This window comes from Flavobacterium anhuiense, from assembly GCF_004151235.1.
Lineage (GTDB): Bacteria > Bacteroidota > Bacteroidia > Flavobacteriales > Flavobacteriaceae > Flavobacterium > Flavobacterium anhuiense_A.
The window spans coordinates 1-24,140 of sequence record NZ_JUIV01000034.1; the positions used below are offsets into that span (position 1 = coordinate 1).

General features: G+C 36.0%; 16 protein-coding genes. 14 read left to right on the plus strand and 2 right to left on the minus strand.

The window, feature by feature from the left end; genetic code table 11:
- The 7 genes from NU08_RS21900 to NU08_RS21930 form a co-directional block, all read left to right on the plus strand.
- Positions 1-461: transposase (locus NU08_RS21900; protein ID WP_129749162.1), on the plus strand; the 461-nt coding region annotated here is incomplete at its 5' end.
- A gap of 325 nt (positions 462-786) precedes the next feature.
- Positions 787-3,066, plus strand: coding sequence for a beta-glucosidase BglX (gene bglX / locus NU08_RS21905; protein WP_129749163.1), 2,280 nt, complete (start codon positions 787-789; stop codon positions 3,064-3,066).
- A 243-nt stretch (positions 3,067-3,309) separates the two neighbouring features.
- The gene (locus tag NU08_RS21910; RefSeq protein ID WP_129749164.1) at positions 3,310-7,434 is read left to right on the plus strand and encodes a two-component regulator propeller domain-containing protein; all 4,125 of its coding nucleotides are present in this window, start codon (positions 3,310-3,312) and stop codon (positions 7,432-7,434) included.
- A 450-nt stretch (positions 7,435-7,884) separates the two neighbouring features.
- Positions 7,885-10,983 (plus strand): SusC/RagA family TonB-linked outer membrane protein, encoded by a 3,099-nt coding sequence (locus NU08_RS21915; protein WP_129749165.1) that lies wholly within the window; start codon positions 7,885-7,887, stop codon positions 10,981-10,983.
- 59 nt (positions 10,984-11,042) lie between these two features.
- Complete coding sequence (locus NU08_RS21920; protein ID WP_091134995.1) at positions 11,043-12,569, plus strand: RagB/SusD family nutrient uptake outer membrane protein; 1,527 nt, start codon at positions 11,043-11,045, stop codon at positions 12,567-12,569.
- Positions 12,570-12,572: 3 nt separating this feature from the next.
- Positions 12,573-13,676, plus strand: a complete 1,104-nt coding sequence (locus tag NU08_RS21925; protein ID WP_129749166.1) for a CIA30 family protein — start codon at positions 12,573-12,575, stop codon at positions 13,674-13,676.
- 115 nt (positions 13,677-13,791) lie between these two features.
- Positions 13,792-15,180 (plus strand): endo-1,4-beta-xylanase, encoded by a 1,389-nt coding sequence (locus NU08_RS21930; RefSeq protein ID WP_129749167.1) that lies wholly within the window; start codon positions 13,792-13,794, stop codon positions 15,178-15,180.
- A 107-nt stretch (positions 15,181-15,287) separates the two neighbouring features.
- Here NU08_RS21930 and NU08_RS21935 read toward each other — a convergent pair whose 3' ends face one another.
- Together NU08_RS21935 and NU08_RS21940 are read right to left on the minus strand one after the other, a co-directional pair.
- Positions 15,288-16,202 (minus strand): family 16 glycosylhydrolase, encoded by a 915-nt coding sequence (locus NU08_RS21935; protein WP_129749168.1) that lies wholly within the window; start codon positions 16,200-16,202, stop codon positions 15,288-15,290.
- 147 nt (positions 16,203-16,349) lie between these two features.
- Positions 16,350-17,183 (minus strand): SMP-30/gluconolactonase/LRE family protein, encoded by an 834-nt coding sequence (locus NU08_RS21940; RefSeq protein WP_129749169.1) that lies wholly within the window; start codon positions 17,181-17,183, stop codon positions 16,350-16,352.
- A gap of 742 nt (positions 17,184-17,925) precedes the next feature.
- Between NU08_RS21940 and NU08_RS21945 the strand changes: the two genes are divergently transcribed.
- From NU08_RS21945 to NU08_RS21975, 7 genes are all read left to right on the plus strand, one after another.
- Positions 17,926-19,320: an IS3 family transposase gene (locus NU08_RS21945; protein WP_129749170.1), complete on the plus strand. Its 1,395-nt coding sequence runs from the start codon at positions 17,926-17,928 to the stop codon at positions 19,318-19,320.
- A gap of 40 nt (positions 19,321-19,360) precedes the next feature.
- Complete coding sequence (locus tag NU08_RS21950; RefSeq protein ID WP_008469311.1) at positions 19,361-19,960, plus strand: IS3 family transposase; 600 nt, start codon at positions 19,361-19,363, stop codon at positions 19,958-19,960.
- A gap of 369 nt (positions 19,961-20,329) precedes the next feature.
- A complete protein-coding gene (locus tag NU08_RS21955) occupies positions 20,330-21,517 on the plus strand; it encodes an IS3 family transposase (protein ID WP_129749171.1) in 1,188 nt (395 codons plus the stop codon).
- Entirely contained in the window at positions 21,517-22,116 is a 600-nt protein-coding gene (locus NU08_RS21960; protein ID WP_008469314.1) for an IS3 family transposase, read from the plus strand. Before NU08_RS21955 ends, NU08_RS21960 begins: the two co-directional genes overlap by 1 nt.
- Before the next feature lie 432 nt (positions 22,117-22,548).
- Complete coding sequence (locus NU08_RS22600; RefSeq protein WP_410501071.1) at positions 22,549-22,710, plus strand: DUF6965 family protein; 162 nt, start codon at positions 22,549-22,551, stop codon at positions 22,708-22,710.
- Between the two features lie 133 nt (positions 22,711-22,843).
- Positions 22,844-23,419: a Crp/Fnr family transcriptional regulator gene (locus NU08_RS21970; RefSeq protein WP_008469316.1), complete on the plus strand. Its 576-nt coding sequence runs from the start codon at positions 22,844-22,846 to the stop codon at positions 23,417-23,419.
- A 68-nt stretch (positions 23,420-23,487) separates the two neighbouring features.
- Positions 23,488-23,940, plus strand: a complete 453-nt coding sequence (locus NU08_RS21975; protein WP_008469317.1) for a carboxymuconolactone decarboxylase family protein — start codon at positions 23,488-23,490, stop codon at positions 23,938-23,940.
- Positions 23,941-24,140 lie beyond the last annotated feature (200 nt).

A 24,140-nucleotide genomic window follows, 5' to 3' on the forward strand; every position in this document is an offset into this window, starting at 1 on the left:
GGCTCTGCATTACCACCCTTATCTACTTTTTAATGAATGGCGCACAGATTTTCGAAACTCTGGTTTTTGTGCCTAAATGGACCGAATCGGCACCTGAAAATTTTAAGCTTTTACTTGATGGAAAAGGCGCTAGCCTGAAATTTTTCTGGATTATATTTCATTCTCTGCATGAAATCGCCTTTATCCTTGCCATTATTTTCTGCTGGAAAATTGACCCCGTACGAAACTGGCTTTTAGTTCTATTTGCTGCACATTTTGCAGTTAGAGCATGGACACTCTCCTATTTTGCACCAAATATCATTGATTTTCAAAAAATAGCAGAAAATCCTTCACTTGCAAAGGATCTTGCAAAACGAACTTCCCTTTGGCAGACGCTCAATTATATCAGGGTCATTATATTTCTTATCATTTCCTGCGCATTAATTCCCTTGTGCATTAAATTATTCAGTCTAAGAGCATAACAAAAGGCAGTGTAGATTTACACTGCCTTTTGTTTTATGCCTATTTCGGTTCCTTTTTTATCATTACACTGATATTTTATAAAAAGCGCAGTTTAGAAAACACTCATGCCTTCTAATGCCGCTTATTTTTTGTTTTTGCTTATCGCAAAGGCTGAAAATACATCATTTGTCGCACATAATGCTTCAAATTTATTATTTAGACTTCTTTCCTAAAAGTACATTTACATCTTTTATTTTTTGTGCATTTTCTTCGCAAGAATTTACATTGTACAAAAGCAACAAATCTTATTATAAAAACCTCAACAATAAAATTAAAACCACAATGATGAAAAAGCAATTTAAACGATATGCATTTTTACTGCTTATTGTTTATGGAACCAGTTACGGCCAGACAAAAAAATATCTTGACCCAACCAAACCTATTGAAGAAAGAATTTCTCTTTTAATGAAAGAAATGACATTGGAAGAAAAAATCGGACAAATGAATCAGTATAACGGTTCATGGGATGTTACCGGACCTAAACCAGAATCGGGCTCTAATGAAGAAAAATACAATAACATAAAGAAAGGATTGGTAGGCTCTGTTCTTACCGTTAGAGGTGTTAACCAAGTCAGAACTTTGCAAAAAATGGCTATTGAAGAAACCCGTCTTGGAATTCCGCTTCTTTTTGGTTTTGATGTCATCCACGGCTACAAAACTTTAAGCCCTATTCCGTTGGCGGAAGCTGCCAGCTGGGATTTGGAAGCCATTAAAAATTCGGCTAGCGTAGCTGCTTTGGAAGCTTCTGCATCTGGATTAAATTGGACTTTTGCACCTAATGTAGATATCTCAAATGATGCAAGATGGGGAAGAGTTATGGAAGGCGCTGGCGAAGATCCTTATTTGGGAAGTAAAATTGCGATAGCAAGAGTTAAAGGTTTTCAAGGCGAGCGTTTTGACCATACTAAAATCATCGCCTGTGCAAAACATTTTGCCGGTTATGGTTTTGTAGAAGCAGGCCGAGATTACAACAGCGTAGATATGAGCAATTCTAAACTATACAATACGGTGCTACCTCCTTTTAAAGCGGCAAGTGACGCAGGAATCCGCACTTTTATGAATTCATTTAATACCTTAAACGGAATTCCAGCGACTGGAAATTCATTTTTACAGAGAGATATTCTAAAAGGCGCATGGGGATTTAAAGGATTCGTGGTTTCTGATTGGGCTTCAATAGCCGAAATGATTACTCACGGCTACGCAGCAGATGGTGCGGATGCGGCTAAAAAAGCGGCTCTCGCAGGTTCTGATATGGATATGGAATCGAATATATATGTTACAGAACTGGCTAAACTGGTAAAAAATGGATCGGTAAAAGAAAGCGTAATTGATGATGCCGTGCGCAGAATCCTTCGAGTGAAATTTGAATTGGGTCTTTTTGATAATCCTTATAAATATTGTGATGAAACTCGCGAAAAATCAAATATAGGCAGTAAAGCAAACAACGACGATGTTCTGGATATGGCCAAAAAATCGATTGTGTTATTAAAAAACGATAAAAATCTTCTGCCTTTAAAAAAGTCAGGCGCTAAAATTGCTTTAATCGGCGCTTTGGCCAATGATAAAAACAGTCCTCTGGGCAGCTGGAGAATCGCCGCAGATGATAATACTGCGGTATCGGTTCTGGAAGGAATGCAGCAATATAAAAACAGCGCATTAGTTTATGAAAAAGGGACTGATGTTGCTACAAACAAGCAATCCTTTTTAGACGAAGTAAAAGTCAATGCCACTGATTTTTCTGGATTTGAAGCGGCTAAAAAAGCGGCTAAAGAGGCTGAAATTGTTGTAATGGTGCTGGGCGAGATAGGTTTTCAAAGCGGTGAAGCGCGCAGCAGAACAGAATTAGGACTGCCAGGCAATCAGCAGCAATTATTGGAGGAAATTTATAAAGCAAATCCAAATATTATTCTGGTATTAAACAACGGACGTCCGTTGTCTATACCTTGGGCGGCAGAACATATTCCTGCTATTGTTGAAGCTTGGCAACTAGGAACACAATCTGGAAATGCGATTGCGCAGGTTTTGTACGGAGATTATAATCCGAGTGGCAAGCTGCCAATGTCTTTTCCAAGAAACGTAGGCCAATGCCCTATCTATTACAATCTGTACAATACGGGAAGACCTACAGACAAAGACAATAATGTTTTCTGGTCGCACTATTCTGATGTCGAAAAAACTCCTTTATACCCATTCGGTTACGGATTAAGCTATACTTCTTTTGACTATAAAAACCTGAAGATTTCAAAAGCTTCTTTCCAAAAAGGAGAAAAAATAGAAGTTTCTGTTGATGTGACCAATACAGGTAATTTTGATGGGAAAGAAATCGTCCAGCTCTATATAAATGATCCTGTTGCAAGCATTGCAAGACCTGTAAAAGAATTAAAAGGTTTTGAGCTTGTCGAATTAAAAAAGGGAGAAACCAAAACAGTTCAATTCACATTGACAAATAATGAACTTGGATTCTACGACAACAACGGTAAATTTTTAGTTGAATCTGGCCAATTTAATATTATGGTGGGCTGGAATTCTAATAATGGACTTAACGGTAAATTTGAGCTAAAATAAAATCACAAAAATAAAGCCCAAAAGGATTATTCTGTCTTAACAAGAATCGAATATCTTTTATTTTTTTATATCCTGAGTACGATAATTCCTTAATAAGGTTCATAATCGTACTCAGGATTTTGGCAATAAGACAGATTTGAATAAAAAAAAAAATAAGTGTTCAAATTAGTTTTATTAATATTGTTACCCATATCCTGAAAAATCCACTTAAACAAACCGGATAATGCATACTGTTACATCTACATGAAAAAGACAACTTATATCCTTTTATTCTTTTTAAGCATTGCAAACCCGCTATTTTCGCAAGGCAAATTTGACAGCTACCAGTTTAGGAGCATACAAGAAACTGCTTCAAAACGAGCTGTTTCTTCTATCATTCAGGATAAAAATGATTTTATATGGATTGGTACAAGCGGTGCTGGTCTGTATAGATACGATGGCGTAAATTATTTCGGATATAAATACGATAACAAACCCGGCTCGGTAAACAGCAACTTTATTTATTCGACGTTTATCGATTCCAAAAATAATCTTTGGGTGGGCACCGATCAGGGTTTATGCTTATATAACAGAGATTTGGACAACTTTACCCGAATCAATATTGAAGATGCCATAACACAGGGATACACGCAGCCTATTACGATAAAAACAATTATTGAAGACAATAATGGCAATCTATACTTAGGCGCTTACGGTTTTGGATTATTCAAACTTAACATAAAAACTCTAAAAGCTTCTCTGGTGCATTCAAAAGTGCTGGACAAGCCCAATTTTCTGATAAAATCCTCGGTTAAAAACAAACAGGGAATTATTTATTTAGGAACCAGTTACGGACTTTTAGAAATTGACACCAATGGAAAAGCCAAACAGGTTTATAAAGACAAATTTAAACGAGAACCTCTAACTAACGACATTGAAAGTCTTGTTATAGATAAATTTGGATACCTATGGATGGGCACAACCGAAAACGGACTGATAAAAATTAAGCCTGAAACAGATAATTATCAGTTTGAAAACTATGCTATTACCAAAAATAAAATCCTATCAATCGTGCAAAGCAGTTTGGGCTACATTGTCTGCGGCACCGAAAATGACGGATTGTTGGTTGTGAATTATAAGGGAGAAGTGCTAAAAAAATACCTGCACAGCAAGTACAATAGCGCCAGCTTAAAATCCAATTCGGTTTGGTCCTTGTACGAGGACAGAGAAAAAAGATTGTGGCTAGGATATTTCAATAAGGGACTTGGCGTTTTTGACAAACCAAATAATAAATTCAATTCTCTTGAATCGCTTGCTAACAATGAAAATTCTCTGCAGACAAGTTATGTCACTTCGGTTGCAAAAGACAAAAAAGGAAACCTGCTTATCAGTAACGAAGGAGGCGGACTTGACATATATAACCTTGCCAATAAAAGCTTTATTCATGTAAATAAAACAAATCAAAGTTACTACTCTGGTTTAGATGCTGTCGATATTCAAGTCATTTTTATAGACAGCAGGCAAAACATCTGGCTAGGAAGCTGGGACCGAGGGATCTACTTTCTAAAAAACGGAACTTCCAGATTTATAAACTATAATACAGCAAATACACCTGGATTAAAATCGAACCGAATTTTTAGTTTTTCAGAAGATTCAAAAGGCAGAATCTGGATCGGAACTTTTATAAAAGGACTGCATTACTTTGATAATAAGAGCAACACATTTGTGCATTGTGATACTGAGCCATTTGTCAAAAACGGTTTAGATAATGCTTTTATCCGTAAAGTTTTTGTGGATTCTGATAATGTTTTGTGGGTCGGCACTATCTTAGGATTATATCAGATCAATATAAAGGACGAGTCTGGCTTTAAGGTCACAAAAATGCGCGATGCCATGTTTGGCGGCATTAATAAAAACAATAGCATTCAGATTATTTTATCTATTTATGAATCTAATGATAAAACAATTTGGATAGGAACAGATACTCAAGGGCTGTTTAGCTACAATAAAAAAAACAAGACATTCTCCAATTATGATGATTTTCCTGGATTTGACGAAAAATCAATTCGTGCTATAATTTCAGACAATAATGGCGCTTTATGGCTAAGCGGCGGATCTGGGCTTACAAAACTTGATCTTAAAAACCGAAAAAGCACCAACTTTAATAAAGATGATGGTCTTATTGATAACGATTTTAACAACAATGCTGTTTATAAAGACGGGAACGGAGAACTTTATTTTGGAGGTTATGAAGGAGTAAATTATTTTAATCCAAACGAAATTAAAAAAGCTGAAAAAGCCCCACGCCTTTATTTCAGTGATTTTAAATTATTCAATAAATCAGTAAAGCCAAATGAAGAAGGCTCGCCATTAACCAAAGTAATTTCACAGACTAAAGAAATTACACTTAATTACACGCAATCTGTTTTTACAATCGAATATGTGGGAATCAATTATAATTATTCTAAGAAAAACCAATACGCCTATTATCTCGAAGGTTTTGAAAAAGACTGGAACTATGTAGGAAATAACAGAACAGCAACCTATACCAATCTGGCTCCGGGAAATTATACCTTTAAAGTAAAATCTGCCAACGCAGACGGCACTTGGAGCGGCAATCAATTAGAACTGAAAATAAAAGTGCTTCCTCCATGGTGGAAAACCATTTGGGCTTATTTAATCTATTCTTCTATTTTAATTTTCCTGATCCTGTATCTTAACAAGATCTATCAAAACCGTTTCAAAGCGAAACAGGCTATCATTCTGGAAAAGGAAAAGAACATTCAATTGGAGAAATTAAACAATAAAAAACTGCAGTTTTTCACCAATATCTCACATGAATTCAGAACTCCTTTAACACTGATTATCAACCCACTAGAAGATATTTTAAAAAGTAAAAAAATATCTCCAGAGATATACAACAAACTAAAAATAGTGCACAAAAGCTCCGACAGGCTCTCCAGACTGATTAATGAGCTTATGGATTTCAATAAATTGGAGTTTAATAAAATTTCGCTTCAAGCCAAGAAAGTTGAAGTCGTATCGTTTACCGAAGCGGTTATAGGCTACTTTTATGAAGAAGCTTCTGCTCGAAACATTGCTGTTAATTTTGAATCGCCTGTAGACGAGCTCGAAGATTGGCTGGATCCCAAAATGCTGGAAAAAATACTGTTTAATATTATTTCGAATGCATTTAAATTTACGCCTGATAATGGTTCGATTCATATTTCCATAAACACATCAGAGACCGAAAATGAATTGATTATCGACGGAAATAAAGTGCCATCATTTTCAATAACCATTGCCGATACAGGTTCGGGAATACGAAAAAAAGATTTAAACAAAATTTTTGACCGTTTTTACCAAGTCAATAATCTCAATAAGGAATATTACGGAAGCACAGGAATTGGCCTGGAGGTTGTAAAGGAATTTGTCGAACTTCATAAAGGAAAAATTGAAGTTGAAAGCCAAGTTGGGCAAGGCACAAGCTTTAAAATAACTTTTCCGCTAGACAGCTCGCTATATAAAGGAAGTGAGATTATTGATCAGAAATATAAAATAGAGCACAAAAACGAACTTTTATCTGAACCTGTTCAAAATGAAATAGAATATAATTCTGAGACAGAAACTCAAAAAGCATATACCATTTTAATTGTAGAAGACAATACAGAACTGAGAAACTATTTAAAAGAGGAACTTAGCAAGTCATACAAAGTAATTACAGCAGAAAACGGCCAAAAAGGTTACGATCTTGCTGTACAGAAATTGCCTGATTTAATCATAACCGATGTCATTATGCCAGTCATGGACGGACTTGAATTGTGCAAAAAAATAAAAGGCGATTTAAAAACAAGCCATATTCCTTTATTGATGCTTTCTGCCAAAGCAATGGTGAAAGACCGACTGGAAGGCATCGATTCTGGCGCTGACATGTATTTAAGCAAACCATTTGAACTGGATATTCTAAAATCGAGTCTGGCGCAGCTTATCACTAGCAGACAGATTATGTTTAAAAAATTTTACAGTGGCATCACTAAACAAGGAAAAGAAAAAACAACTTCGCTTGATAATGATTTCATTCAGAAAATTCTACATTTCATTAATGAGAACATCAGCGAACCTGAATTAACTGTCGAACTCCTTTCTTCTAAAATCTTTTTAAGCAGAAGCCAGCTCTATCGAAAAATAAAAACCTTAACGGGTGTTTCGGTCAATGAATTTATCCGAAATGTACGATTAGAAAAAGCAAAACAGCTGATTGAACAAGGCAATAATAATATCAACGAAATAAGCTTCAAAGTTGGTTTTACTTCTCCCTCCTATTTTGCCAAATGCTATAAAATCAAATATGGCCATTTGCCCACTCAGGAAAAAAGAACGAAAGAATAGCAAAATATCCATAATTAAACATCAAATGGCAGAGAGCTTCGGTTTAAACCGAAGCTCTTTTTTTGTCAGTGATTTTTTTCAAAATCTAAGCTTTTAATTTTCAGCTGAAAATCAGTATATAAAAATTAAACCCTTAATATTTTAAACAAACAATATTTTTTAGGTGAAAAAATTAGCAAAATCTCAGCACAGGTAATAATGCCTTTAGGGTGCTATTTTACCCATTATAGGGGTTTAGACGTTTTTTTTGCATCATCTGTTGCAGAATATGCATCATCTGTTCTACAATGCAACACCTCTAGAATCTACTTTCGTTAAGAAATATTTAAGAAAAAGTTCTGCTGTCCAAACCTCTAATAATTATCTGGCAAAAGATCCAATTTTTAAAATGTTTTCTTAAAACTTAACGAATTACTAATTATTTCAATTTAAACTAAACAACCAAACTTTATGCAGAAAAAAACATTGAAAAGACTATTGTGCTTAATAGTATGCTTGTGGGGAAATTTTTTCTTCGCTCAAACTATTAAAGGTAAAGTAACATCGGGAGGAAACAGTCTTCCAGGCGTTAGTGTAATAGTACAGGGAACCAAAAATGGAACAGTCACGGATTTTGACGGTACATTCGTATTGAATAATATTGAACCAAAAGCAATGCTGCTTTTCACTTATATAGGATACAAAAATTTAATCCTTGAAGCCAAACCGAATATGCAGGTGGTGATGGTGAGCGACCTCGAAAAACTAAACGAAGTGGTGGTTATCGGATACGGGACATCAAAAAGAAAAGACATAAATGGTGCAGTATCTTCTATTAAAGCTTCTGAAATTCAGGATAAGCCTTTTATTTCCATTGATCAGGCTCTTGTGGGTAAAGCCGCAGGTGTGAATGTTACGCAGAACTCCGGTACTCCAGGTGGGGGAATCTCGGTTCAGATTCGAGGAATTACCTCTATTAACGGGAATGAGCCTTTATATGTGATCGACGGAACACCTGTTTTTGCAGACAAGAACAATGATTCCTTTTCGTTTAGCGCTCTAGGCGGAGGAAACGGACAGACTAAAAATTCTGCTTTGTCTGGATTGAATATTTCAGATATAGAAACAATCGATATCTTAAAAGACGCTTCTGCAACAGCGATATATGGATCAAGCGGTGCAAATGGAGTGGTTTTGATTACTACTAAAAAAGGAAAAAAGGGAAAATCTAAATTTACATACGAAACCTATTTAGGAACTCAGCAGATAAACAATACGGTTGATGTTTTAAACCTGCCTCAATATGCCGCTTATCAGGCAAAAATCTACAAGTTAAATGGTGAGCCTGTTCCGTATCAATATCAAAAGCCTAATCTGCTTGGAAATGGCACAAACTGGCAGGATGAACTTTTTAGAACGGCAACCATGTACAATCACCAGCTTTCTTTCTCTGGCGAAAAAGATGGAACACGCTTTTATACTTCTTTAAATTATTTTGATCAGGAGGGTATTGTCTTAAATTCAGATTTCAACAGATTGGCAATGCGTCTAAATGTAGATTCCAATGTAAAATCTTGGCTTAAAATTGGCAACAACCTCTCAATAAGCAAATCATCTCAGCAAGTGGTAAGAAATGATGACAGAGGAGGATTGGTTATGAATGCCTTAAGACAGTCTCCAGAATTGCCGGTTAGAGCTGCAGATGGTTCTTATGCGGGACCAACATCCGGTTTGGGATCATCGGCAAATGAAGCCACTAACCCAATTGCCTTATCTGAATACAATAATGCCACTACAGAAAGATTCAAAATCAATGGAAATCTATTTGCTGATTTTACTATTTTAAAAGGATTGGTTTTCCGATCAGAATTAGGATACGATTTGAATTTCTCAAAAAACAGCACTTTTGTGCCTAAATATACTTTAGGAAACGTAACTGAACTTTTAAATAAATCGTTCAAACAGCAAGATCAGAGCTATTACTGGAATATCAAAAACTATTTGACATATAACAAAACGCTAAACGAGAAACATAATTTTACTTTTTTACTAGGCCAGGAAGCACAGGAAAGCTATTATGAATATTTAAGCGGTTACAGAACAGGCGATTTCCTAAATAAAGATTTCACCAACCTTAATATCGGTGATATTGCCACTGCATTAAACGGAAACGGTTCAGGACGCTGGTCTATGACCTCTTATATTTCAAGATTAAATTACAGTTTTTCTGACCGATACTCTTTTTCTGCTTCCTTAAGAGCAGATGCTTCGTCTAACTTTGGACCAAACCACAAATGGGGATATTTCCCTTCATTTTCAGGAGGATGGACAGTTAGCAACGAAAAATTCTTTGAGCCTTTGTCAAAAAGCATCAATTATCTGAAATTAAAAGCTGGATACGGTCTTGTAGGAAATCAAAACATTCCGGCAAATAGATACCAAACTATTTTATCGCTACTAGCATCGCCATTTGGTGGGGTTTCGCCAACGATCGATAATTTAGGAAATCCAGACATAAAATGGGAATCTCTTAAATCTTTCAATACTGGTTTTGAACTGGCAATGCTTAACAACAGAGTAAAATTAGATTTTGATTATTACATTAAAAATTCTTCAGATTTCTTGACCAAACAAATCAACGATGAATCCAATCAAAGTGCACTTAATTATTATTTGAATACAGGTGAAATTGTAACCAAAGGGATTGAGCTTACTTTAAATACAAGAAATATCGTTACAGAAAATTTTAACTGGGATACAACGATCATTTTTTCAAAATACAATAATGAATTGACTCGTTTTCAAGGTCAGGGCAAATCATTGTTGGGAAAAGTGCAGTTTGATTTATACAATGTTACCAGAACTACCGAAGGACAGCCAGTAGGACAATTTTATGGCTATGTAACAGATGGCTTGTTTAAAAATGCCGCAGAACTGGCAGTTGGGCCAATTCAAGAAGCAGGAACAGGCGTGGGAGACATTCGATTTAAAGATCTTAATGGTGACGGAAAAATAGACAGTAAAGACCAGACAGCCATAGGAGATCCCATTCCTGATTTTACCTACGCTATTACTAATAACCTTAGATACAAAAACTTCAATTTTTCGGTTTCTTTAACAGGAAGCCAAGGCAATAAGATCTACAACTTTACGCGTCATTATATTGATGGCATTTATCCTGGTTTTGGAGACCGATTTGGAAACGTAAGCACACAGGCAATGCAAGCTTTTGAACCTGGAGTGAATGAAAATACAGATGTTCCTAGAATTACGCTTAATGATCCGAATGGCAACGGAAGAATTTCGAACAGATTTGTTGAAGACGGTTCTTATTTAAGAATCCAGAATGTTTCTTTAAGCTACGATCTGCCAAATAAGATTTTCGACAATTCTATTATATCTAAAGTAAGATTGTATGCAAACGTTCAAAACTTGTACACGTTTACAAAATATACCGGATTTGATCCAGCTCTTGGAAACCTAGACCAGAATATAACACTGAGCGGTATAGACTTAGGGCGTTATCCTGTGCCAAGAATAACTTCTATAGGGGTAAATTTAGAATTCTAAGCTTTATAAAAACACATTTAACTTAATGATTCATAGTCATTAATATAAAAAAAATAGTTATGAAAAAACTTTTTAAACTTTTTTTGATGGGAATGCTTATACCATTGCTGTCTTTATTTTCCTGTTCAGATGAGTTTTTGAATGCACCATCTGAAAATCAATTAACGCCAAGCGATCTGCCTGAAGGCGTTACCGCTTTTGACGGAATCGCCGAGAGCTTGTACTTTAAGCCTTGGTTTGCTTTTAACGATAAATTCCTTATTGCTGTAGGAGATATGTATGCCGGAAACGCCTTTACATTTGACGGTGCTTATGCGCAGTTTAAAGATGCTCAGGTAACATCTCAAAATCCGATTCTTACAGAAGGATACGTGGCCTTGTTTTCGGTTATCGACCAGTCTAATAATTTAATGAGTCTGGTTGAAGCCAGAAAAAACGAACTTCCTGAGGCTTCTTATAAAAATGCAATTGCCATATCAAGATTTATGAGGGCCAATGCCTATTTCTATTTGGTTAGAACTTTCGGAGCCGTGCCTATCATCAATAAAGCGGGTTCTGCAGCACAGCCAAAAAGAAATCTTGTTGAAGATGTTTACAAATTCATCAAGCAGGATTTAGAATACGCGGCAGAAAATTTACCGGAAAAAGGATTAAAGAAAGGTTACGTGACTAAATATGCCGCAATGGGAATTTTAGCCAAAGTGCATCTGACTTTAAATGAATATGCTGAATGTGCTGCTTTAACCCAGAAAATTATCGGAAATCAGTATACTTTAATTCAAGAATACGGAAATCTGTTCAGCAGTCCGGAAAATAATAATAGTGCAGAGAGCATGTTTGCGCTTCAATGGAAAGCTATTGCTACAGAATGGGGAACGCAAAACACCAATCAGGCGTATATTGTTCCAGGAGGCACAGGAATTACAGGCGGCGGTGACGGATGGGGAGTTTACCTTCCTTCTATTTCTCTGCAAAATGGATTTGAGCCAAAAGATATCAGAAAAAAGAGCACCATTATGACTGATGGCGATTTTTACCCTGAATTATTAAAAAGTCAAGGCGGTTTTACATACAAAAAAATATATTCTTCAACTGCTGCAAATTTCAGAAAATATATAGTAGGATCTGCTGCAGAAAGAAACGATGTATTCTTTATGAGAACTTCTCAAAACACGATTATTTTAAGATATTCCGATATTTTATTGATGAATTCTGAGGCAATTATGGCTGGAGCACCTTCCACTACTTCAGCAGCCGCTTTAAGTTCTTTTAACGAAGTAAGAAAAAGAGCAGGATTGCCAATTAAAACAGTACTTACAAGAGATGAGCTTTTTAATGAAAGAAGAATTGAATTTGCTTTGGAAGGACAATATTTCTTCGATTTAAAACGCCGCGGTCTGGCTGAAGCAACTGCGATTATCTCGCAGCAGGAAGTAGGTTTTTATTCTGATGATGCCAGAACAGAATTGGTTTCAAGAAAAATAACGCCTGGCAGCAATTATTTTGAACTTCCATTGCCTCAGTCTGCCATAGATACCAATCCATCATTATTAGAAGCTCCGGTTCCTTTTAACTTTAATAACTAAACTATGATCAATACAATAAAATATAGCATTCTACTACTTTTTGTGCTGGCTTCTTTTACAGCCTGCCAGAATGATGATGCAACTAGCGCAAACATAGATGCAATGGTTGCCGAACCGGGAGATTTACTAAATCAGGCCTTTCCAAACAATAAAGTAAGAGTTGAAGGAGAAGGTTTAACGGGATTAAAAAAGATTACACTCGATAATACTATTAATATTGCTTTTAATCCTAATTACAATTCAGACAAATCGTTTATTTTCACTATTCCTTTTGATGAAAAACTAGGAAGCAGATTTGGTGTGCAGCCTATTACTTTTACAACTGCAAATGGTTCTGTTACTAAAAACATTGAGATTCTACAGCCTGTACCTACAATTACCAAAACAACTCCTGCTGTTGCAACTCCAGGATTTCCGTTAGAAATCGAAGGAACTTGGTTTTATAATATTTCCTCTATTACCTTGGCAGGAAAAGAGGTAAGCTATACGGTAAAATCGTCATCTTCTATCATCATCGGTTTGCCTGCAAATGCAGCTTCTGGATCAGAACTTGCCATTACTACACCTGGAGGAACAGCAAAAAAGACAATTGATTTTGCAACAATTATTCTAGTATCTGATTTTGACGGAAATGGTGCTAGAAAAGATTGGACATCTTATGGAGACGTAGAAAGTTTCAACACCAGTACAGCTGGAGGTCCTACTGGAAATTACACAACATTAGTTTGGGCAGGTTCAACTGCCAATGGCTATAACGGAAGCAGTGGCGGCGGAGGAGCTAGTTTCCTAAGCGCTTCTAATACAGATGCAGCAAAAGCTTATATTGATATTGACGTAAGTGCAAATGTTATGGGTGCCCAATTTGCAATCCAATTAAATACTATCGACGGAGTAAATTATGGCTATAATTTTAAAATTACGGATGTAAACTGGACTACAAAAACTATATCAATTGCTGATTTTAAAGACAACTATGGTTTTGGATCTAATACAGCTGCAAATTTAAATCCATCTAAAATCAACGAAATTAAAGTTGGAATTGCTCAGGGAGATACCCCTAACCCTAGCGCTATTAAATTTGATAATATAAAAATACGTTACCAATAATCTGAAATTTAATTTAAAGAGGCTGTGGCCTAAAAACAGCCTCTTATATTAAATCGAAAAAATAATCATAAACAAGAATATTCTTTTCAAAAAGAATGTCCATAATACAAACAGTATGAAAAGTAAATTTTTATTAATGCTGGCCGGCCTCGTCTTTTTTTTAAATGCATGCTCGAAAGACGATAACGAAACTGTTGAAACTCTAGAAACGCCAGTTGCCAATGCTCCAAAAGATGTAAATGATCATGGTTTTAAAGCAAAGTGGAATTATGTTTCCTATTCTAAAAGTTATCTTTTAGATGTTTCTACCGACGAAAATTTCACCTCTATTCTGCCAAATTATAATGCAAAAACTGTAACTGACTTAAACGAAGTCGTAGTAGGTTTAACTGGAGGAACGCAATATTATTACAGAGTGAGAGCTAAAAACGAAACTCATATTTCAGATTATTCAAATGTAATTAGTGTTGTTACGACAGGCTCAAGCGGTATTCCTGAAGATCCTACATTTTTAAAGGTAAAAGTAAATAAACTAGCCAATCCGTTTTTTGTTGGTATGGCGATAAAGGCTTCACAATTGACAAACGGAAGTCCTTATGATGTTATTCTGAAAAATGAATTCAGCAGCATTTCTGCCGAATATGAAATGAAAATGGATCAGATCTCGACTGCAAGCGGCGTTTACAACTGGACTGTAGCCGATAAAATTGTAGCCTATGGAAATGCCAATAACATTAACGTACACGGTCATGCTCTAGTTTGGCATAATGCAGTACCACAATGGCTTAAAGATTTTTCTGGCACAAATGCCGAATTTGCTGCAGAAGTAAAAAAATACATTACAGATGTAGTGACACATTATGCAGGCAAAGTTAAATCTTGGGATGTGGTTAATGAAGCTGTAGATGACAGTGGTGCCATGAGAAATACTATTTTCTTGCAGCGAATGGGACCAAATTATGTTAAAGACTGTTTTCAATGGGCAAGAAATGCCGCTGTTGCTGCTGGTGATGCTTCTTTATTATTATTCTATAATGATTACGCTACCTCAACTAATACAGCAAAACAAGATAAAGTTTTTGGTTTACTGGATGATTTAAAAACAGCTAAAGTAATTGACGGTGTTGGTTTTCAGATGCACAATACCTATTTAAGTCCAACTAAAGCACAAATAGAAGCAGATCTTAACAAAGCAGTAGCAAAAGGCTTAAAAATTCATGTTTCAGAATTGGATATACAGGTAAACCAGTTTAATGATATTTCGACTTTTACAAATGAAAGAAGATTGGCTCAAAAAGCAAAATATAAAGAGATGGTGCAACTCTATAATGCTCTTCCAGCAGCAAACAAATACGCTTTGACAATTTGGGGAATGAGAGATAATGAATCATGGATTCCGTTCAGCACTGAACTGAATCACCCAGGCAATGACTGGCCTTTATTGTACGATTCTAATTTTGCAGTTAAAAGCTCACACAGCGGATTTTTAGAAGGTTTAGATTAAAGCAAAATAAATTTGAATTAGATCGGCAGCCATCTGCCAAAAAAAAAACACCACTCCGTTATGAGTGGTGTTTTTTATTAGCAGCAATATGAAAAACGGCAGAGTTATTATAGCGCTCTTTTATAGACCGAAACTTGATCTACCCAGATGATTGCAGTTGTAAACAAATTTATTTTATCAGGATTTATAAAACTAGAGTCATTTGACCCGACATTCATATTTAAAACAATATTATGCTTTTTGAAATTATTCAAATTCAATTTTGATACGCCACTGTTTGCATAAGTTGCAACAATAGTGTCATCAATTTTTATTGTTATGGTTATCGCATTATCTTTCATTCTTATAAAACATTCATATAAATGCCATCCATTGTTTCCATCAATATTAAAACTTCCAGGATATTGCCTTTCTGCCAGATTTCCCAATTGATTTGCCCCTACAGCTGTCCCGTAAAAAAGATTAGAGGCAAATCGGGAAGCATTTGGAGCAAAAGAATAGCCTTCCATAATATCAATTTCGCCATGTGTAGGCCATCCATTTTCCTGAACTGTCCAGAAGGCCGGCCATGCGCCATATGTTTGCGCAAATGACTTATAATTGGCTCCATCCATTGCCAGCAGTTTTATCGTGGCAGACAATCTGTATTCGGTATTATTTTCAGGCGTGTACTCATAAAGCGACTTCACAAGTCCTGACTGGTATTTAGTTGCGCTGAGCTTGGCTGTTTTAATTTCCATGCATCCTTTTCCGTCTCTAGATTGCACTGAAGGCACAGAGCTTTTGTAATCGCAATATTTAGAATTATAGTCGGTACGCTGCACTTTTGTCCATTTTGAAAGCGAAATATCTGTGTCAAAAGTGTCTTCGAATTGTTTTATCCAATCTGATTCTGCGGTTTTATTAGTCTTCGTGTTTGCATTTATCCCATCCTGTTTTTTCTCTGTGCCTGAATTTTCAAAACAAGAAGAAAATCCAACAGCACATGTGAGCATTAAGGCAACCTGACTTAATTTTTTCATGAAATGTTTTTTAGTTATTATTTAGTTTCTATTAAGGACTAAAAGTAACTTTATATGAAAAAACAGAATGCCACATTTGAGGCAGTTAATGCCATAGATGTTGCATTTTCACTGCTGTGTCAAATACAGCTTGCGATAAGAATAATTTTACTCTAAATGATATCCCAGTACAGTCTTATTTAAAGTCGGCACTATCAATAGCTTTTTCTCTGCGATATATTCAATATCTGCCGCAGCAATCTTTTCTTTTCCTAAATCAATGATGAGTTTTTTATTTCCTTTTGAATCGATATGAAACACTTGTCCCTGCCATGCTCCAGACACTAGTAATCCGTTACCACCATCACTGGCAATACCGTCCAAATTATCAATTCTATTAAAAATTTCATAAGCCTTGCCAGTCGATTTATTAACCGCAAAAGCAGTTCTGCTTTTCATATTCAGTATTAAAACTTCATCTTTTCTGCATAATAATCCATTTGGCATAGAAAGAAAATCAGATTCAAGCCATACCTTTATTTCTCCATCAGATATTTTATAGATTTTATTATCAAAACAATCCGATATGTAAATGTCTCCCTTGGCATCTGATGTAACATCGTTGAAAAATTTTGCAGAATCCACTTTATATACCTTTTCTATTTTAGACGTATTGGTATTTATTTGCAGAACTTTATTAATATCAGCCACAAACAGTTTATTTTTAAATAAAGCCATTCCTTGCGGATTGTCCAGTCCATCAATCCATTTTAGAACTTCTATTTGTCCATTTGTTTTAATTTTAGAAATAAATCCATTTCCGTACTTGGCTAAGTATTCCCCATTTATATTGGAGATATACACAATCTTTTTCGAAGAATCATAAAGCGCCGATTCTGGTTTAAGAAACAAAGAATCCGATTCCCATACTTTAGTTGCACTTTGACTAAAGGCAATCACAGGAATCATCCCTATCATTAGCAAGAGACCTAATTTTTTCATGATTTAATTTTATATGATTTGATTTTATTGCCACTAATGTTTGAACGATCCGCTAGGAAATGCCCTATGCTGCAAAACTCCAGCTCTTTTCATTAATTTTTTTTTATTGTGCAAAGACATCAATATTAGCAAAAAAATTCACTGTAACACAACCGATTGTTTTATTTTTTTAAACAAATTATTGCAAAATGGTTGTAAAAATCCTAACTTTAAGTTTAACAAGTTCAATACCATACAAGTATAAAGTAACATTCAATTACTCTAAAGAAATGATTGAAAAAAGGGCTAAAATGTCCATAACATCATAGCCCTTTACTTATTTTTATTTTGCGTTTCTTTACTCCTTCTATTTGCCGATGCAGAAATTAACATTCCTTATTTTATCGTAGGCAAGCAATGTCGAGGTACAAATAAGGTACAAATTTTACAAAATAAAGTCTTACAAAAACATCATTTGTTATCTGTCCGATCATTTGGTAAAATAGCTAGTTTTTCAAGAGAACATTTAACATAGTAGTTAGTACAAATATATACGAAATAATCTTACAACTTTGAATAGTCATCATAATTTAACATGATAGTATTTTATTCTAGTATTGCTATTTGGATTTTTTTTAAAATTTGGCGAAACATAATTAACATATTGTTTCACAAACAATTACAATTAAAAGTTGTAAATTGCTTAAGATGCCCCCAGTAGATATGCACTAAACGTTTTATTAGAATAATAAACCAAATCTCTATGGGAACATCACATCGTTATTTTAATCCCGAATTTAAAGAAAAGGCAGTACTTTTGAGTTACACCCGAAACAATAACAGCAAAACTGAAAGAGAACTCAATATACCTCAAGGCTTATTACATAAATGGCGCAGGGAGTACGAACTATTGGGAAACTATTGTTTCCTCGGTAAAGGTAAACCTAAAGTAAAAATGGAGAGTCTCGTTATTGCTAAGCAATCCAAAAAAAGACGAACATCAAAGAACCTTTTTTTTAGTCCTGAATTTAAGGAGGAAGTGGTCCAGCAAAGTTATCGGAGCACTAATATTTCAAAAATGGAAAGAGAACTCAATATTCCAAATGGACGTCTTCACAGCTGGCGCAAAATCTATGAAAAATTTGGCTCGGGATGTTTCTGCGGATATGGCCGAAGTCGAATAGACCAGCCTCGCCAACAAATAATGGAACTGGAAAAAAAATGTCTTGATTCAGAACTTAATTGTGAAATCTTAAAGAGCTGCGTTCCCTACTTTCGTAAAGGTTCACTTGCCGTATTTGAGTTCATAAAAGAAAATGAAAGAAAATATACCATTCATAGAATGTGCCGGGTGTTGCAAGTATGCGAAAGCAGTTATCGTATTTGGAAAGCCCAGCCAATTTCAAATACTAAGAAGCGTATAACTTTACTAAAAGAAAAGATAGCAGAGACATTTAAAAGCTCCCATGGATTTTATGGATGCACTAAAATCGCTAAAGAACTCACCAATAACGGCACAAAAATATCTTACACCCAGGTAGGGTTATACATGAAAGAGATGCGATTGCGTCCAAAAGCAAAAAGGAAATTCAAAATCACAACTGATTCCAAACACAATCACTATACATCACCAAATCTTCTAAACCAAAAGTTTAATAGTACATCTGAGTCAATGGTCTGGGTTTCAGACATTACTTATATACAAACCGATAAAAGGTTTTTATACCTTACGATCATTATGGATTTGTACGACCGGAAAATAATAGGATGGAGTCTTAGCACTACTATGTCTGCCCTAAAAACCACAATTGCTGCCTGGGACATGGCCGTTGCGAATCGCTCAGTTTCAGAAGGGTTAATATTTCACTCTGATCGTGGCGTACAGTACGCCTGCAGAGCTTTTACCAACAGACTGCAATCATACAAAGGCATCATCCGCAGTATGAGTCGCAGGGAAAACTCACTAGACAATGCCCCTGCCGAGAGTTTCTTCAATACACTTAAAAGAGAATTGATATATCAAAACAAATTATTGCCTAAGAAAGATCTTAAAATATTGATTATTGATTACATAGAAAATTGGTACAACAAAATAAGAATACATTCCGCCCTTAATTATCTGACTATCGAAGAATTCAATGCGATGCATAAACCATAAAATTTATTAATTTTCATACCGGACAAAACTTTTATCTAATATGAAAAAGAGTCAGAGAATTTATGACCGTGATTTCAAAGAAATGGCTGTATTATTGAGTCATGAGGGAAGTACTATTGAAAAAATTGAGCAAGAACTCAATATAACAAAAACACTCCTGAACCGATGGCGCCAGGATTTTTATAAATATGGCAAAGGAAGTTTTCCAGGTTGTGGAAACCTAAGACTAAGTCCCGAAGACAACAAAATTTATCTGCTCAAAAAAAGAATTGAGAAAGCAGAGCTTCATTCTTCAATTATATCAAATGCAGTTCCTTATCTTTCTATGGGACTAATCTCCATATACCATTTCATTGAGAGATTTGAAAAAAAGTGTTCTGCAAAACAAATTTGCAAAATTCTTAGCGTAGACCAGCGTTCCTACAGCAGATGGAAAAACCGCCATTATATCCACGAAAGAAAAAAAAGAAAAATAGAATTACAGCAGATCATAACGGCTCTTTTTAATGAAAATAAAAAAAGATACGGTTATATGAGAATAGCCGCTGAACTTCAAAAAAGAGGCTACAAGATCTCAAGCTCAACCACGGCGAGGTACATGAGGGAATTAGGCCTTTGCGTTTCAATTAAAAAGCCTTAAATCTACAGATCCTTATTATAATATTATATCAGCATTAAGGATACTACGACTAATTATTAGTCCAAACCCATAATTTCCAACTCTACGCTAAAACTTTTTAAGCAAAAAACAGATGTATAATTAGTTTTAGCAAGTCACCATATACTGAAAATACAGAAGCTGTTTGACGAGAAACCGAAGGGCTCTCATTTTAAAAACCTTTTATCAAGCTGCTGACGGCTCATAGGGAAGGATCCAAAAGGAGTGACTAGGAATGCCTGTAACTATCTTATCTTTTAAAGGAATAAGCATATTACTTTATAGCGCTTCCTGCTATAATAGAATATTTTTTTTTAAATTTCCTCTTAATAATATTAAAAAAAGAGTATTATGGCAGAAAAACGAAGAGTATTTAGCCCTGATTTCAAAAGAATTGCCATTAAGCTAAGCTATCAGAAGAACAGCACTAAAGAATCTGCCGAAGAATTGGGAATAGAAATGCATTTTATCCAGAGATGGCGTAGGGAGCATAGACAATTCGGCGATGGAAGCTTTTGCGGAAAAGGCCAAATAAGGGTGCATCCTGAACAAAAGACCATATATGAACTTGAACAAAAATTAAAAAAAGCCGAACTGAGATACGAAATATTGCAAAATGCCACTCCGCATCTCTACAACGGGAATGAGGAAATCTACCAGTTCATAAAAAACAGCCATAAAAAATATGACCTGATGCAGATGTGCCAGGTGCTGGATGTGGGTAAAAAAAGATACAATATATGGAAAAAGAACGGCCTCTCTGAGAAGAAGCGCCATATCATTGCTTTAAAAAAAAATATCACTAAAATATTCCTTAACTCAAACAAACGCTGCGGGAGCAGACAAATCACATCCGAATTAAATCAGCTTGGATGCAATCTGAAACAATCCAAGGTAGATTTCTACATGCGACAGCTGAAGCTGAAAAGGATTCCTAAAAGAAAATTTGTGGCAACCACCGATTCCTTCCATAACCATTACATCGCCACAAATGTCTTAAACAGAAATTTTACTGTGGGCGCTCCCTCAAAAGTATGGGTTTCAGACATAACGTATATAAAAACAAAAAAACGCTTTATGTATCTTACTGTAATAATGGATCTATTTGACAGAAAAATAATAGGCTGGAATCTAAGCGTCAGCATGTCTGCGGAAAATACCATTCTACCCTCATGGAAGATGGCAGCAAAGAACCGCAAGGTTTTAGAAGGAATGATATTCCACTCTGACAGAGGAGTGCAGTATGCCTGCAAAGTTTTCAGTGACATTCTTGATTCATTCGGCTGCATCCGAAGTATGAGCCGAAAATGGGATTCCAATGATAATGCGGTATGCGAGAGTTTTTTCAGCACCTTAAAAAACGAATTGGTTCATCAGAAAATCAAACTGATCAGCCAAAGACACATGAGGAAAGAAATATATGATTTTATAGAAACATGGTATAATAGAAAAAGGATCCATTCCTATCTCAAGTATAAGACCATTGAACAGTTCGAAGCAGAAAACCAAACCATTTATAATTCGCACTTAGAAATGTAATGAGACGAAAATACGACCCTGATTTTAAAGAAAAGCTAGTCCTCATGAGTTACGGAAACAAAAGCATCATAAAGCTGGAGAAAGAATTTGGCCTACATAGAGGCCTGCTGACCGATTGGCGCCAGAAGCATGAGAAATGGGGAAACGACAATTTCAAGGCAGAATACTTTTCGAGGCTTCGTCTCGAGAATGGGAAAATTCAAGAGCTAGAAAAAAAAATAAAGCATATAGAGGAAAAATTCCAGATTCTAAAAGCCGCTGGCCGATACTTAAATGAGGAAGCGGCCGGACTTTTGAACTTTATCCAAAAAAACGAAAAAAAGTACAGCATTAGGCTAATGTGCAACGTATTAGATGTTAACAGATCTTTCTACCACAAATGGAAAAGAAATATTCCTACAAAGACGCAGAAGCTAAAAGCAATTAGACAACAGAAGATAAAGGAGGCATTTTTTAACTCGCAACAGCGTTACGGCGCCCTTAGAATTGCTGCGATGCTTCAAAATGACGGCTTTCAGATTTCGATTTCAACGGTAAAGAGATATATGAAAGAAATGGGATTGCAATGCAATATAAAAAAAAGGGCTGCTGCCAAGTGAAGTAATATTATATAATTTCGTTTAATAATCAAGTTTTCAAAAGAACATTCAAGTTAGTAGCTGGAGCATAAATATAAAAAAAAGTGCTAATTTTAGAAAAACCATTCATAGCACGATCATTTTCAATATTTAACATTATATTCCCATCATGCAAAAATAATTAGGAACCTTAACTCTGACTTTAAAGAGAATAGCGTTCTGCTAAGCTACGAAAGAAAAAATGTCAAGGAAAAGGCTATTGAACTTGGCGTGACCCCAAGACTTCTTTCCAAGTGGAAGTCTTATTCTCATAGTTTGATAAATCAGCAGGTATTATTCAAGGAATTTAGCCTCCCTAAAATTAGCAGCGAAAATCCTCCTGCCCCGGAATCCCGAAGAAATCAAATGATATTTTGACAATACGACTCCTCATTTACAGGTGGACTGGAAGCCTTGGGCAAAGATTCCCAGCTTTTTTTAAAAAGCTGCTATACGTGGATAAGGACTTTCAACGGCCCGCTTGAAATGTGCTCCGCATGGCGGCATCTCAGGGATTTCTACCTGCTGGCAAGGAAAACCCAGCCCAGTCAGACATCGGATCTGCAGGGAGAATAGAGTTGAAATATTATTGCTATATTTGCTTTAAAAGCCTACCGGCTGCGCCTGGCCTGCAAACAAGGATACACCGGTGTTATTCGGATTGTATAGGCAGGCCAAAGAGTCAAAACCTAGAAGCCGATTAACTCAGATGTCCGATATATTTAAAAACCATATAGCCAAGTTCGCCCAGGTCCCGGAGGACGACTTTGAACAGATCATAAAATTCTTTGAAATCAAGCAAGCGGCCAAAAAAGAAAACCTGCTGGAAGAGGGACAGATCTGCCGGCACCATTATTTTGTTTTGGAGGGCCTGCTCAGAAAATTTTACATCAACGAGAAAGGCACCCAGCAGACCACTGAATTTGCCATAGAAACCTGGTGGCTTACCGATAACTATGCCTACGAGAACCTATTGCCGACAGAATTTTACATTCAGGCAGTGGAAAAATCCACCCTGCTTTATATCACTCCCGAGAAGCAGCAGAAGCTGCTGGAGGAGTTTCCGGCAATGGAGCGCTATTTCCGCTTTGTCTACCAGCGGGCTTATGCAGCGGCCCAGAAACGCATCAAATTCCTTTTCTCGTTCTCCAAGGAAGAATTCTATTTTCAGGCAGTCCGCAACCACCCTGAATTCATTCAGCGCGTACCCCAGTACCTGATCGCATCCTATCTGGGATTCACCCCCGAATATCTGAGCGAGATCCGCAAGAGGTCTCTTTCTTAAACCAGTTTAAGTTTTTTCATTTTCTTATTATCCAATTTTGCATAGAACAATTTTAAAAGAATAATACAATGCAAAAACGACTAAACATCAAGCAGGCTGCCCCGGATGCGCTGAAAGCGATGATCGGCCTGGAAAGCTATCTTTCAAGGATTTCCATCTCCAAGACAGCCAAAGAACTGATAAAGATCCGCGCCTCGCAGATCAACGGCTGCGCATACTGCATCAATATCCACACTCAGGACGCGGTAAAAAACGGCGAAACAAACCAGCGCATTTTTCTCCTGAGCGCCTGGAGGGAAGCTGGGAATATTTTTACAGAAGAAGAAAAAGCAGTGCTGGCGATAACGGAAGAAATAACCTTGATCCATCAACAGGGATTATCAGATCAAACCTATTCAAACGCCGTGCATTTTTTCAGCGAAACCCAGATTGCAGATATCATAACTGCCGTAATTACGATAAATCTTTGGAACAGGGTTGTACTCAGCACCCGACTGCCTATAGGACAAAGTCTCGCATAAAATTGCAAGGAAGCGTGGGTTTAAGAGACTTCACACAAAACTTTAGAATTAATCAGATCTGATAATAATGAGCCCGTTTGTTTCGGGCTCATGTCTTTACAGGAATAGCAAAGCCAATTAGCCACATCACAGTTAAAAAATAAGAACTCAGTCCCAGCAGTAACTAACTAACTAACTAACTAACTAACTAACTAACTAAC